Origin of the sequence: Solidesulfovibrio fructosivorans JJ], assembly GCF_000179555.1 — a bacterium.
Classification (GTDB): domain Bacteria; phylum Desulfobacterota; class Desulfovibrionia; order Desulfovibrionales; family Desulfovibrionaceae; genus Solidesulfovibrio; species Solidesulfovibrio fructosivorans.
The window spans coordinates 142,829-156,815 of sequence record NZ_AECZ01000004.1 but is presented as its reverse complement, the minus strand read 5'-3'; the positions used below and the strand labels follow the sequence as shown (position 1 = coordinate 156,815).

Annotated in this window: 12 protein-coding genes; all 12 read right to left on the bottom strand. The window is 65.0% G+C overall.

The window, feature by feature from the left end:
- Nucleotides 1–33: 33 nt before the first annotated feature.
- Nucleotides 34–1,149: a hypothetical protein gene (locus DESFRDRAFT_RS04450; protein ID WP_233489554.1), complete on the bottom strand. Its 1,116-nt coding sequence runs from the start codon at nucleotides 1,147–1,149 to the stop codon at nucleotides 34–36.
- A complete protein-coding gene (locus DESFRDRAFT_RS04445) occupies nucleotides 1,146–2,450 on the bottom strand; it encodes an FAD-dependent oxidoreductase (RefSeq protein WP_005991548.1) in 1,305 nt (434 codons plus the stop codon). Before DESFRDRAFT_RS04445 ends, DESFRDRAFT_RS04450 begins: the two co-directional genes overlap by 4 nt.
- Before the next feature lie 25 nt (nucleotides 2,451–2,475).
- Complete coding sequence (locus tag DESFRDRAFT_RS04440) at nucleotides 2,476–3,372, bottom strand: hypothetical protein (RefSeq protein WP_144004931.1); 897 nt, start codon at nucleotides 3,370–3,372, stop codon at nucleotides 2,476–2,478.
- 103 nt (nucleotides 3,373–3,475) lie between these two features.
- A complete protein-coding gene (locus DESFRDRAFT_RS04435; RefSeq protein ID WP_005991544.1) occupies nucleotides 3,476–4,120 on the bottom strand; it encodes a DUF6064 family protein in 645 nt (214 codons plus the stop codon).
- Complete coding sequence (locus DESFRDRAFT_RS04430; protein WP_005991542.1) at nucleotides 4,117–4,779, bottom strand: ABC transporter ATP-binding protein; 663 nt, start codon at nucleotides 4,777–4,779, stop codon at nucleotides 4,117–4,119. Before DESFRDRAFT_RS04430 ends, DESFRDRAFT_RS04435 begins: the two co-directional genes overlap by 4 nt.
- Entirely contained in the window at nucleotides 4,776–5,525 is a 750-nt protein-coding gene (locus DESFRDRAFT_RS04425) for an ABC transporter permease (RefSeq protein WP_005991540.1), read from the bottom strand. The genes DESFRDRAFT_RS04430 and DESFRDRAFT_RS04425 overlap by 4 nt, the downstream gene beginning before the upstream one ends.
- Nucleotides 5,522–6,496 carry an ABC transporter substrate-binding protein gene (locus DESFRDRAFT_RS04420; RefSeq protein ID WP_005991538.1) on the bottom strand — a complete coding sequence of 325 codons (975 nt, stop codon included), beginning with the start codon at nucleotides 6,494–6,496 and terminating at the stop codon, nucleotides 5,522–5,524. The genes DESFRDRAFT_RS04425 and DESFRDRAFT_RS04420 overlap by 4 nt, the downstream gene beginning before the upstream one ends.
- On the bottom strand, nucleotides 6,493–7,554 hold the full coding sequence (locus DESFRDRAFT_RS04415; protein WP_005991536.1) for a methyltransferase family protein: 1,062 nt from the start codon (nucleotides 7,552–7,554) through the stop codon (nucleotides 6,493–6,495). Before DESFRDRAFT_RS04415 ends, DESFRDRAFT_RS04420 begins: the two co-directional genes overlap by 4 nt.
- 2 nt (nucleotides 7,555–7,556) lie before the next feature.
- Nucleotides 7,557–9,647, bottom strand: a complete 2,091-nt coding sequence (locus DESFRDRAFT_RS04410; protein WP_005991533.1) for a TonB-dependent receptor — start codon at nucleotides 9,645–9,647, stop codon at nucleotides 7,557–7,559.
- 179 nt (nucleotides 9,648–9,826) lie between these two features.
- Nucleotides 9,827–10,411, bottom strand: coding sequence for a TetR/AcrR family transcriptional regulator (locus DESFRDRAFT_RS04405; RefSeq protein WP_043793801.1), 585 nt, complete (start codon nucleotides 10,409–10,411; stop codon nucleotides 9,827–9,829).
- A 73-nt stretch (nucleotides 10,412–10,484) separates the two neighbouring features.
- Nucleotides 10,485–12,251, bottom strand: coding sequence for an ABC transporter ATP-binding protein (locus DESFRDRAFT_RS04400; RefSeq protein WP_005991528.1), 1,767 nt, complete (start codon nucleotides 12,249–12,251; stop codon nucleotides 10,485–10,487).
- Nucleotides 12,248–13,969 (bottom strand): ABC transporter ATP-binding protein, encoded by a 1,722-nt coding sequence (locus DESFRDRAFT_RS04395; RefSeq protein ID WP_005991527.1) that lies wholly within the window; start codon nucleotides 13,967–13,969, stop codon nucleotides 12,248–12,250. Before DESFRDRAFT_RS04395 ends, DESFRDRAFT_RS04400 begins: the two co-directional genes overlap by 4 nt.
- Nucleotides 13,970–13,987 lie beyond the last annotated feature (18 nt).

Sequence of the window (13,987 nt, the reverse complement as noted above, 5' to 3'; positions counted from 1 at the left end):
TATCAAACCAGGCGGCAGCGTCAGGCCGCGGCATCAGGCATGCGCGGCGAATCCAGCGTCCTTCGCATGTTGCAAGAGCACATCGACCGTCTGGCGCAGCCTTTTTTCAACACCGTCAAAATCCATGTTCGGAATGTAATACTGCTCCAATTGCTGGTGGGTTGTTTTCGTGTCGGCCAGGATCGACACAGCCTCCTGGAGCATGTCGGCATACCGCGCTTTGTCCTCGGCGAGGTCCATGCCGGAAAGGCCGCCTTCCCCGGAGTCCTCCCCTCCCACCGTGAAGACGGTGAGCGGCCGTACGTCGGGCAAGGCGTCCTGCTGCGTCGTCACCAGGACATCCGGAAGCGGGAGATAAAGATGCTCAAGCAGGGAGGGGTCCAAGGGACGATGGAAAAACTCCACGTCGAGTCCCCGCAGTCTGGCTTCCTCACCGATTTTTTCCAGGAGGAGGGAACGGCCGGAGCCCGGTTCCCCTTGGATGGCCACGACGCGCGTGTCCGGATGGCGCACCGTATCGATGGTATGGACCTCGCCGGTCGGCGTGATCGACGAGGCAAACGCATGGCGTGCCGCGCCGTACCGTTCGGGATTGCCAGCCGCCGGCAAAATGCCGGCGACGTCCTTGACGATGGCATCCAGTTTTTGGGGATCGCGCCGGGCGGCATGGACCTCTTCGACGTTGCCAAGCAGCAGCCGGGCCGCCTTGAGCACCCGGTACACCTTGCGGAACTTCCGGTCGGAGGCTTCGTTTACGGCCATGATCGCCTGGCGATGCGGGCGAATGGCATCCGCGTCCCAATACTCCCCGAGGTTGAGGATTTCATCCACGGCCCCGGGATTACGGGGATCGAACACGTGATGCCCTGTGGCGGCCACCACGACGGCCCGAATCTCCGGAATGACGACCGCGTCGTACGACTCGGGATCGAGCGAGCAATGCTGGTACTCCAGGTCATAGCCCAGGTCCGCGAAGGCGTTGCCTATGGAGCCGATAAAGGTGGATTTGCCGGTCCCGGGTCCGCCTTTGACGATGATGATCCGGGCGTTATCCAGGCTCGGCAGGAAATCGAAAAACGTCTTGAAGCCGTCCGCTGAATTGCAGCCGAAAAAACACCGGGTAACGTGGGGCGTGGCGTTTTGCATCATGATCTCCTTGTCACGGATGGTGTGGAGCCGGAGGCGAAAAGTCCTTCCAGCCCGTCATGGCGGACCCGTTTGGCGACATGCCCCGGGTCCTCTACGTACAGTGAACGGGCTTGCATGCGTTCAAAATAGTCTCCTCCCGAGAAGGTGTAGCGTTTGGCCAGGCACCCCTGGGTGCCGAGCCCTTCCTGTTCGGCGGCGAGGATGTCCCCGCAGGCCAGGGTCTGGGGCAATATCAGGGGGGGCAGGCCCCGGAGCCGGCGCACGGCGTTGTGGCCGGCCAGGCTTCCGGTGACCATGGCTTCCGTATGGCCGACGAAAAAACCGGCCTTTTCTCCGGCGCAAAACAGATTGCGCACGGACTCGACCTGCAAGGCGGCGTTACGCGGCGCCCGGGACAGGAAACGCACCGAATTGGCATGGCCGCAGCCCTGCCCGAAAACGACCGCTTCAAAGCCGGGCACGCGGCGCAACTCGTCGATGGGGAAAAACGGCGTCATGAGCTTGGCCATGGCTCCGGTATCGAGCAGGACGAGGTTGCCGGCGTATTGCGGCAAGGCATATTGGCGGCACGATTTCTGAGATAAAAGTTCCTCATGGGACATGCCCGGCGGCAACGGGACGACCAGGACGCCACGCCGTTCGAGTTCCCGGCCAAGGGCCGCATCCAGGGAATCCTTGCGCAGCTCGCAGGACCCGGAAAGAGAACCGATGCCGCCGTCCGCCCGCATGCCCACGTAATCGTTCAGCCCCAACCGTTCGGTCAGGCTCACCCGGGGGCCATAGGAGGCGCAGCGCAGGACGCACATGGCGCAGCCGTTGCCAAAACGGACGCAATTGCCCATGGGACCGGCCGAGCCCGTCGCCTCGATAAAGACGTCACCGGCGACGCGAGTCCCATCCTGAAGCACGACGGCGTCGAGCGCGCCCTCGGAGGTTTCGACGTCCGTAACGCGCGAGCGCGGACGCAACGTCACCCCCTGTTGCGCAAGGTAGTTCCGGACAGCCGGTTCGATTTTGCTGGTCGAATAGAGGCTGGCATGGCGATGTCCGGGGAAATCGACGCCACGGTGGGTGCACACGCTGTCCGCGACCTGGATCAGGGCGCCGCCACCCAGGGCGATGAGTTCTTCCGCCGCCGTCTGTCGCCCGTTGTTGCGCATGATCCCGCCAGCCAGGCCGCATCCCAACAACAGATCCGTGCGCTCCAGAACAATCACCGTCTCCGCCCTGGCCTGACGGGCCGCCACGGCGGCCGCGCAGCCGGCCCAGCCGCCGCCGATGACCACGACGGTCCCTGGCACCGAGCGCTCCGCCCTCTTTGCGCTGTTAGGCATCCTGCACCACCTTGCACCGCCGCACCGGCTGTCCCTGGACATTCGAGAGGCAGGCGCCGCAAACGCCTTCCCCGCAACACATGCGGTGGTCGATGGACCAAGCCAGGCGCGGCGGCTCGGCCAGCGTCGCGACCTGCGCGAGCGCCATCCCGCGCAGGCGTTCGCCGCCGGCGCAAAAGACGAGGCGGGGCGACAGCCGGCGCAGGAGCCGCCCGAATGCCGCGGCATCCTGGGGAAACCGCATTTCCACCAGCGACAGGGCGGCCGAGCCTTCGGGGAAGAATGACCGGGAAAACAGCGGGCCGGGTCGGCCGAGCACGACGGTCACGGCATTGCCCTGCCGCAAAAGGGCCCGCGCCACATGGGGGGCCAGGGATTGGGCCGTGCCGCCGGCCACGACCAGGCATGAAGCGCCCCGCGTCGCGGCCAGAGCCCGGTGTCCGACAAGCCCGTTCCAATAGGGAGCGCGCAACCATACGGTTTCGCCGCATTGGGCCAGTTGCTTGGTCTTGGGGCCGAGCACGGCGTAGGCCAGCAGGACGGTCGCCGCTTGCGGGTCCGCCTGGACCACGGCCACGGGGGCGTCGAAAAAGGGCGTCGCGCCGCCCCGGACGAACACGAAGCTTCCGGGTTGGCCCAGCGCGGCGGCCAATTGCGGCGCCACCTGGACACGGATGAGTTCGAGCGTTCCGTAGGCCTTGCGCGAGACCACCGGCACCCGGACACTTTGGCGACGGGTGCCGTGTCCCCGCTGCCAGCCGTGATGGGCCAGCACGCAGACTCCGGGCCACCGGCAACGGCAGGTCGTTTCGCCCCGGAGCACCGAGCATTCCAGGCATTCGCCGAGGTCGGCCAGATAGCACGGACAATACGGACTTCCGGCGTCCACACATTGCACCAGGGGGACCGCGTCGGTCCGCGGTTGCGACGGCTGCGGCCGCAAGGCCTTCAGACGAGCGTACAGATGCGCTACCGAAGCTTCCATGGTCACCTCAAGTCCGGACGACGGCGACGCCGTGCGGCCGGATGGTTTTGAAGGTCATCAGGGCATAAAAGCCCGTCAGGACCAGGGTGACTTCCTCATAGCAATCCATGAATCCAAACACCTTGGGAATATTGACAAAGGCCCAGACGAGGACGAGGGCATAAATCGTCCCGTCCACGCGCGGCACGGCGGCCGCCAAAAGCGCCAGGGTGAACCCGGCCAGGGGACAGGGCGCTGTGGGCAGGGCGATCATGCCGTGGCCGGTCAACAGCCCCAGCACGGGGAAAAGAAAGGCAAGCAGGATAAAAAAGAAGGACGCCGCGCGCCGGGCCGGCGAAAGGGCAAAGGTGAAATGGATTTTTTGGCCGGCGAGCATGTCGACGAGCAGCAAAAAGCCGATGACGAGAAAAAGCGGCCCGGCCAGGACCCGGGCAATGAGGCTTGCCCAGAAGTAGTGCAGAAAACAGGCGATGCCGTTCCAGAAAAACGCGACCGCCAAAATACCCTTGACCCAGGCGTCCGTTGCGCGCCCCGGTTTCCGGGCGATCCGGTAAATCGCGAGGCAATAGCCCAAAAGCAACACCAGTTGCACGGCCAGGGTATCGTCCCGGAACTGGCGCATGGTCTGCCAAAAGGCGTCCGTCGGATTCATACGGCCCCTTTCCAGGCGGGTATGTCCCGGGCTTGCGGGAACTCGAAACACGGCCCGGCTGCCGTCAGACGCAAAATGCGGCGGGTGGCGGCCGGAATGTCCTCGATGTCGTGGGTGACATGGAGGGCCGCCGCCCCGGAGGCGGCAAGCAAGGTCTCCAGGGTGCGGCGTATGGCGCGGCGCAGTTCGGGATCGAGTCCGGTAAAGGGTTCGTCGAGCAGCAGGAGTTCGGGCTCGACCACAAAGGCCCGGGCCAGGGAGACGCGCTGGCGCATGCCGCCGGAGAGCATGTCCGGATAGGCCCCCGCGAAAGCGGCCAGCTCCAGGCGGGCGAGCATGGCGGCGGCTCTCTCCCGGGCCGATCGTGGCGGGATGCCCTGGGCCAAAAGCGGCAAGGCCACATTTTCCAGAGCTGTGCGCCAGGGCAAAAGGCGCGGTTCCTGGAACACGAACCCGAGGCGCCGCGCGGCCAGGGTCACCGTGCCCCGGTTCGGGCGGTCCAACCCTGCTGCCAGCCGGAGCAGGGTGGACTTGCCGATGCCGCTCGGGCCCAAAATGGCCAGGATTTCCCCTGGTTCCAGGGTCAAATCGAGGCCGGAAAGCACCTCCCGGCCCCGGTAGTGCTTGCCGACTTCCGAAAAAACGAGCACCGGAATCATGGCCGCCTCCGGCTGACGGTGCGTCGGGCCAGCCCCAAAAGCGCCATTTCGGCCACACCGACGAGGAGCATGCTGCAAAGGGCCAGGGCGTAGAGTTGCGGCGTGTCCAGATTGGTCCTGGCCACGGAGAGGGCATGGCCGATGCCCGTATTGGCGCCCAGGGCCTCGGCCAACACCGCCACCCGCATGGCCCCGCCGAGCGCCACCACGCCGCCGGAAAAAAGCGGCGCGGCCATGGCCGGCGCGTAGATGTGCCAAAATCGCATGAGCGGCGTGAACCGGTAGGCCCTGGCCATCTCCGCAAGCGTCGCGTCCACGGTGGACAGTCCCTCGATCACGGCCACATGGATGGCCGGCGCGACCATAAGCGCCACGATGGCCACCACCATGCCCGCGCCCAGGCCGAACCAGAGCATGCCGAGCATGACGGCCACCACCCCGGGAACGCTGGTCAGCATCCAGCGCGACGGCGCGAGGAACGTCCGTGCCGCCGGGAAGCGGCCGGCCAGCAGCCCCAGAGCGCCCCCGACGGCAAAGCCGAGAGAAAACCCGCACCCCACACGCCGCGCGCTCACGGCCAGATCGCCCAGCCAGAAGGACGACTGCCCCAAAAGCCCGGCCAAGGCCGCAAACGTTTCCCCGGGCGAGGCCACGGCGATGCCGTGGCCTCGCCCGGCCGCCACTTCCCAAGCGCCCATAAGCGCGGCCAGACCGCAGGCCCGCCCGGCAAGCCCATCCCATTTCATGCGTCGACCTCGAAAAAGGAACTCTCGGGGAGTTGGCCGCCAATACTTGCCGGCGACATCCCGTGGAGCAGGCTCAGGAAAAAACGGGCGTCTTGCGCCCCCTGCCGTCCCATGACGAGCCGGATGTCCTGGCCCGGCAAGACGCCGTTCACGGCCTGGGAGGCAAGGGCGGGAAAGTCCTTCCCCGCAAGGGTCGTGGTTTCCTGGGGATGGGCGGCCAGCCAGCCGGTCGCCTGGACATACGCCGTCTGCAGCACCTTGCAGGTCGCCGCATCCCGGGCCAGGGGGCCGATCACGGCCAACGCGCTTTGGGCCAGTTGCGGATGTTCGGGGAAGACCTTCCGCCAGGCATCCCGGACATCCAACCGCTTGGCCAGGACCGGAACGCCGGGACGGGGCCGGGCGTTCGCCCGCGACACGGCCAGGCTCGCCGCCGGCTCGCTTAAAAGCGCGCAATGTCCCTGCCCGAGCAAAAGGAGGTTGACGGCTTCCAGGGCGTTGCCCGCATGCCGGGGGACAAACGAGACGCCCGCCCGCCCGGCCAAGGCCCGCAAAAGCAAATCCGGCATTTCGCCCGGGCCGAACGGCAGCAGGACTTCCCGGCCGTCGAGACCGGACAGGCGTGATAGCGCGGCATCCGAGGACACCAGCCACACCGGGCTCGACGTGAGGGCCACGACAGTCGCGGGCACGCCCTTGTTGGCCAGGGTGCAGGCCGAGGCCGTGGTCATGAGGGCCGCATCCACGTCGTCGGTGGCGATCATGGCGCGCAACTGGTCCGGTGAATTCCACGGGGTAAAGACCACCGTGCGGGCAATCCCCGGCAACGGGCCCGCCCGCCCCATCGCCAGCAAAGGCAAGGTTTCGGCCACGGCCGGACCGGATACCCGAACCGAGGGGGACTTCGCGGCGAAAGCCGGCGCCGCCAGAGACAGGGCCGCCAGTGTCTGCAGGAATTGGCGACGCGTCATGCCGCGGTCTCCCCGAGGCTGCCGGCCTTGCGCAAAATATCCACACGGACCTCGCCCATGGGGGTGTCGCGGATCCTCGTTTCGATGGAGAGGAACCCGGCGGCCAAGGCGGCACTGGCGATCTCTCCCGCCTCGAAGGATACATCCTGCCCCTCAAGGGCCAGCGATACCCGGGAAAGAACATAGAAGGGGGGCTTGGTGTGTTCCCCGGTCAGTCCCTCATGGAAACTGATAAAGACGCCGCCAGGGTGCAGGGCATCCAGAATACGGGCCAAAAGTCCCTCAAGATCCTTGGCGTAGTACAGGTTGTGGCTGGCCCAGACGAGGTCGTAGCCCGAACCGAAGGAAGCGGTGTTGTAGTCGCCGGGATAAAGCTCCACCCGCCCGGCCATGCCGGCCGTCTCGATTTCCTCCCGCGCCACCTCGATGACCGCCGGCAAATCGGCGAGCGCGCCCCGCATGACCGGAAACCGCGTCAAAATGCCCAGCCCGATGATGCCCGGCCCCCCCCCGAAATCGAGCATGCGGCGCAGCTTGGGGCTTTCGGGCAGGGAAGCGACGATGTCGGCGGCCAACTCGGCCATGCCGGCCCTTTGGTAGCAGGCGAGGTCCCTGGCGGAACGCTTCCATTGCGCATCGCCGTCCAGGCGGTCTTCCCGGGCCACGGGCGGCGGCCCGGATTCGAGCAGTTCCATCAGGCGCGGCAGATTGCGGTGCTGTATTCTTTTGAGATTTTCGACGAGACCACCCATGTACGTCGGGCTCTCCCGACGCAGATACCGGCTGGCAAGCGGCGTGTTGGCGTAGCGGCCCCGCCTTTTTGCGGCCAGGCCCAAAGCCGCCAGGGCGTCGAGGAAATGCCGCGTATTGCCGGGATGCGTCTTCAAACGCGCGGCGATTTCGTCGGGATCACCCGCCTCGGCCAGGATGTCGGCGATGCCAAGGGTGATCGCCGCATCCAGGAGGGCCATGCGCACCGGTCCGAGCAGCCAATCGAAGAATGGCGCAATAGACGGGCGGTCTTCCTGACCCAAGTCCAAAACCGTTTCCCCCCGCATGCCTAAAACCTCCAGGTGAGCGAAGCGCCGAATGTTTGCGGTGCGCCGTCCTCGACAAGCACGTTGCGCGAACGGTCGCGAACCTTTTTGGTGGCATGGTCGACATCGAAGATGTTCTTGCCCCACAGGGCGAGTTCCCACTGCTTGAAGGCATAGCCGACACGGGCGTTGACCAGGGCGAAGCCTTCCTGGCTGAGGCTGTTTTCGGCGTCGAAATACTGGGTGCCCGCGCCGTAGAGGTCGGCCCGGGCGAAGAGGCCGCAGGGATGGGCATACCCCGCGCCGAGGTGGTAGGTGAGATCCGGGGCCCAGGGCAGGCGCTTGCCCTTGTAGCTGTACGGCACGCCGTTCTGGTTGACGGTCCAGTCGTCGACAACCGAGTAGGTGTAGCCGAGTCCTCCCTGGAGTTCGAGGCCGGCAAGCGGCTTTCCCGTCAGCTCGACTTCCACGCCCTGGGAATGGGCCCGGCCGGCGTTGGTGAACTTCCACACGCCAATACCGCCGGCAGGGTCTTCCTCGCGTACCTGCTTGTCGCGGATGTCGGTATAAAAAACGGAAACATTGGCTATAAGCTTCTGGTTAAACCAGTTGGTCTTGAGCCCCACTTCGTAGTTCGTGGTGTGTTCGGGCTGGTAATAGAACGTCGAAAGGCTGTCGGCCGCGTAATAATTGAACCCGCCGGCCAGAAAACCGTTGGACCACGTGGCATAGGCCGTGACATTGGGCGTCACGTCGTAGGCCAGAGAAGCCATGGGCAGGACCTCGAAGGAATCGAGCTCCTTGCTGTAGCCGACCAGGCTCGTCGTGCCGACGCGGTGGGTCTGACCGCCATGGGCAAGGGCGTATTCCCCGCGCAGTCCGGCCGTGAGGCGCAGGTTGTCCAAAATGGAATAGGTCGCCTGGCCGAAGGCGGCCCAGCTCGACTCCGTGGCGTCCGTGTCGGCATACGTGGAAGCTTTGGAAACGGAAGAGATGGCGTTCATTTGGATATCGGAACGCGTGGAGCTGCCGAACAGACCGAAAAGCCAGTTGAGTCGCTGTTTGCCCGGCGAGGCGAACCGCAACTCCTGCGTGATGCCCTGCTGCTTGAGGTCCTGGTCGGAATAGCTCTTGAATGTGGAAGTGCGGTCGCGGTCGGACAGGAACTGGTAGCGGTAATCCATGTAGCTGGTGATGGAGGTCACCTCAACCGCCGGCCCGGAATACTTGGCGGTGAAGGATGGATTGATGACATTTTCCTCGGCGTCATCCGAGGCGTCCGATATGACGTTGAAGCGTTTTGTCGCATTCGAGCCCGTTTCATAGCGCAGCCTGCCGATCCCCTTGTCGGTGTGGCTGGCGTCCATGGTCAGACGCAGATCGAAGGCATCGGTCGGCGTCCAGCGCAATACGCCCCTGCCCCGCATGGATTCGTCCTTGGCGGCCCTGTCGTCATCCTTGTACTCGTTGTGCATGTAGCCGTCTGTCTGGTAGCGAACGAAATTGCCGGCCAGAAAGAGCTTGTCCTTGATCAGGGGGGTACTGACATTGGCGCCGGCGCGCAGGGTATTGTAGCTGCCGTAATCCGAGAACACGCTGGCCCGAACCTGGTTGTCCGGCTTTTTGAGCACCACATTGACCACGCCGGCCTCGCTGTTGCGGCCGTACAGCGTCCCCTGGGGGCCGCGCAGCACTTCGATGCGTTCCACGTCGAGAAAAAGCAGGTTTTGCATGTAGGTCACCGGATAGGGCACGTCGTCCACATAAAGCCCCACCGGCGAATAGATGGATGTGTCGAAAGACGACAGGCCGCGAATCACGATGCCATCCCCGGACGTCGCGTTTTTCATCCAGACGTTCGGCAGCGTGTCCAGCACCTCGCCAAGTTTCCAGGCGCCCATTTCCTCGATCTGCGTATCGGACACCGTGGAAATGCTGGCAGGTACTTTTTCCAAGCTTTCCTCGCGCTTGGTGGCGGTGACGGTCACCGGCTCAAGGACGAGGGTTTTAAGTTTCTCGGACGCGCCCGCTCCCTTTTTCGCGTTGTCTTCGGCGAAGGCGGTGGCAGGCAACAGCAGCAACATGAAGACGATGAGAAATCGCAACACCAGCATGAACGAAGGCCCCCCTGTGCTTACGCTTCGCCCGAAAACCTGTGCCACGAACGGGATCGTACTTTCTTGGGAGTGTGGCACGGAATCTAGACGAAATTGATTTTCAGGATCAATATATCGGACCATGGGTTCGCGCTAGCCCGAGGCGGGTCAATTTTTGATCCAAGCGGGGAATTTTTTCAGGCAAGGCCAAGCACGCGGCGGCAAAAGCGGAGCACCGCGGCAAGGCAGGCGGAGCGATCAAGCGGCGTCAATCCCGCGATGGCGGCATCCGCGGCGCCATGAAGCGCGCTGAAGAGCATGACCGCTGTCAGACGGGCATCCTCCGTCCGCCACGCGCCGGTTGCCGCCCCTCCCTCAATCAACAGGGCAAGGGATTGGATGACCAGATGATTGGATTTGATCCGTCGTGCGCAGGGGCGCACCTCGTGAAAGACCACATCATGCACCGCTGTCTGGTCGAGATAGCCGTTAAGCGCCGCCGTGATCCAGGCGTCGAGACGGTCGGACCAGTCGACGTGCGCGCCAACCGCCTGCTCGATGGCATCACGGAACTGGAAGACAAACCGGTCTTGCAAGGCAACGAGCGAGGCTGTCTTGCTTTTAAAATATAAGTAAAAAGTGCCTTTCGCCACACCTGCCGCCGCAACGATCGCATCGACGCTGGTGGCGGCGAAGCCGCGCTCCCGAAAGAGACGCTCCGCCGCGTCGAGCAATGCATCGCGCCGGAGAGCGGCCGGTTTTGTGCGAGGAAGGTCAGGCATGGGGAAACACGGATTGGCTTGCGCGTGAGCTCCCTGGGCGGGGCCCACGCGCAAGCCGGAGCAGGCTCCCGGCTCAGTCTTCCGATGCTTCGGCCAGGGCGGCGTAGGCTCCGCCTTTGGCGAGGAGTTGGGCATGGGTTCCCTGTTCGACGATGCGTCCGCGCTCCATAACCAGAATCCGATCGGCGTGTTTGATGGTGGAAAGCCGATGGGCGATCACCAACATGGCCCGCTTGCCGCGAATGGAGGCCAGGGCGGCCTGGAACGCGGCTTCGTTTTCGCTGTCAAGGTTGGATGAGGCCTCGTCAAGGAGAAGGATGGGCGCTTGGACGAGCAGCGCCCGGGCAATGGCGATGCGCTGCCGCTGCCCGCCGGAAAGCCGCGCCCCTTGTTCGCCGCAGCGCGTGTCGTAGCCTTCCGGAAGCGCCGTGATGAACGTATGGGCCTGGGCCAGACGCGCCGCGCGTTCCACATCCTCCAACGAGGCCTCGGGCTTCCCGAGCCGGATATTGTCGGCAACACTCTCGTTGAAAAGGTGCACCTCCTGGGGGACCCAGGCGATTTCCCGGCGCAAGGCCGTCAGGGGAAGCTCGCGAATGTCCCGCCCCCCAAGCCGGATGGACCCGCCCGTCACATCCCAAAACCGCAGGGCCAGCGCGGCGCAGGTGCTTTTTCCCGCTCCCGAGGCGCCGACCAGCGCCACCATTTCCCCGGGAGGTAGCGTCAGGCTGATCCCGTCGAGAACCGGCTTCCCCCCCGCGGTGTCATAACGGAACCCCACGGTTTCAAAGGACAAGGTCGTGTCGTTTGGGATCGGGGCCTGGCCGTCATCCCGGACGCAGCTCTTCTGGGTGAAGATGGTCAGGATGCGCCGGGCGCCGGCCCGCAATTCGCCGAGTTTGCGGGCGGTTTGGGTCACCTCGACGATGGGAATGAGCGCCGCGCCGGACAGCACCAGCATGAGCGGATAAGAGGCCAGCGGCAGGTCTCCGGCGCGCAGCAGCCAAAGCCCGACGATCGCCGCGGCCAGCGTCGCGCCGGCCACGGACAGATCGATGGCCGCGTGTTCGAGCCCGGCGCGGATGCCGTAGCGGCGTTGCGTCGCGGCAAGCCTTTGCGATCCTTCGCGAAGGCGGTCGAGAAAGTCCTTTTCCCGGCCGAAAATGGCCAGTTCGCGCAGGGATTGGATGGTTTCCACGGTATCGGCGTTGAGCCGGCCCAGGTGTTCCATGACGACGCGGCCCTGGGCCCCGGCCCGGCTGGCCAGCCAATACGGCACCGAGGCAACGAGGAGCATGAACGGCAGCAGCGTCAGCGCGGCCAGGGGATGCAAAAAGGCGAGGACGACAAGCGCGCCCAGCGGGACGATGATGGCGCCGACGTAATCGGCGAGCGTATGGGCATAAAAATGCTCCATCAGCTCCGCGTCCGCCGTGGCCACCGAGGCCAACTCGCCGGTGCGCCGGCCCAGCACATAGCGCGGGGCCGAGCGTTCCAGGCCGTCGTAAATCCCGACCTGCAGGGTTTCGATGAGGGAAAAGGCCAGTTCATGGGACACGTAGGCCTGCCACTGGCGCGCGCCGACGGCGATGGCCACGGCGATGCCGAGAATCCAGAATCCGGGCACTAGCGCCGCCGGCGGCGTTCCGGTTGCCGCCCGGCCGACCAGCCAGGCGCCGACGGCGAAGGTGGCAAGAGCCCCCCCCTGGCTGAGGATGCCGGAAAGGATGGTCCAGGCGAGCAGTCCCCAGCGGCTTTTCACAAGGGGAATAAGGCCGAGCAGCCCGGCCCGGCTTTCGTTCCCGTCGGCAGCGGACAGTGTGGATGCGATGGTGGTCATGCGGCGGCTCCTTCCTGGGCGGCCATGAGTTTCGCGTAGACGCCGTGGGTGTGGGCAAGCTGTTCGTGCGCGCCTTCCTCGACCACATTTCCCGCCTCAAGGACGAGAATGCGGTCGGCCTTGGCCACGGTGGACAGGCGATGGGCGATGACAAGCGTCGTGCGGCGCGCGGCCGGCGCTTCGATGGCTTCGCGGATGGCCCGTTCGGTGAGGCTGTCGACGCTGGAGGTGGCTTCGTCGAGAATGAGGATGGGCGCATTTTTGAGCAGCGCCCGGGCAATGGAAAGCCGCTGGCGCTGGCCGCCGGAGAGCTTCGCGCCGCGCTCGCCGATTTGACTCGCATAGCCGTCGGGCAGGCTGGCAATGAAGCCATGGATGTGGGCGGCCTTGGCCGCAGCGCGGATTTCGTCGGAGCTGGCGTCCGGCTTGGCGATCCGCAAATTGTCCTCGATCGAACCGTGAAAGAGCACCGTGTCCTGGGAGACGACGCCGAAGAGTTCCCGCAGGCGGTGAAGCGGCAATTGCCGGATGTCCGTGCCGCCGATCCGGATCGTTCCCTCCTGGGGATCGAAAAACCGCATAAGCAGCGAGACCAGTGTCGATTTCCCGGCTCCCGAAGGACCGACCAAGGCGACGAATTCGTTTTCGGCCACGGCGAACGACAGATGCGACAAGGCCGCCGTCGTGCCGGTCTCATAGGCGAAGGTGACCTGGTCGAACGTGATGTCATAGCGCCGGGGCGCCGGCGCGGGATGGTCCGGTTCGCCGACCGGCGGCCGCTCGGCCAGAAGCGTCAGCATCGGCTCCACGGCTCCCCCGGCGGACCAGGCCGTGTGGAATTCCTTTTCCAGCCGTTCGAGGGGGCGGAAGGCCTCCCGGGCGAGAAAGAGCGTCATGAAAAGCGGCAAGGGCGCGAGCTCGCCGGCCGCGATGCGCCAACTGTCGTAGGCGAGCACCACGGCAATGCCGGAAAGGGTCAAAAGGCCGGTGAGGCCGTGGCGCACGAGCGTGACGCCAAGCGTCGCCATGCATTGGCGTCGAAGCGCTTCCGCCCGGGTCGCCAGCGCCTGGCGGCGCTCCCGCGTGGCGGCAAAGGCCTTCAAGGTGACGATGCCCTGGATGCTGTCGAGCAGATACGCGCCAAAGGCGCCCATGGCTTCGAACATGCCGGTGTGTTTGGGCATCCGCCAGCGCAACCAGAACCAGTCGGCGGCGGGATAGGCGATGACGAAAAGTCCAAGCAGCAGGGCCGAGCGCCAATCCACATAAAAAAGCGCGGCCAACACTCCGCCGCAGCCGAAAATGGCAATGACGATCGCCGGCAAGTAGCGGCTGAAATAGGTTTCCAGCGCCTCGACCCCGGCGACGAGCGTGGTTTGCAGATCGCCGGTCTGCTGCTTGAGGGTGATGCCCGGCCCAAGGGTGAGCACATGCGACAACAATTTATCGCGTAAATGGGTTTTGACGGCCTGGGCCGTGGCGGTGGAGGCGATCTCCGAAGCCCAGATCAAACCGGCCCGCAGCAAGGCGGCAACGGCAAAGGCGGCGATCCATGGCGTCGCCTCGCCGCTCCCCGCCCCCAGGATGAGGCGCGCCAGGGCCAAGGCCAGAAAAATACCCTGCGCCGCATAGCAGGCCGTGATCAGCAAACCGAGCAAGACGCTCACGGCGAATTTGTCGGCAATGGGGCCAACAAGCTTTACGATAGATCCGTACATCAACGCGGCTCCCTGTTG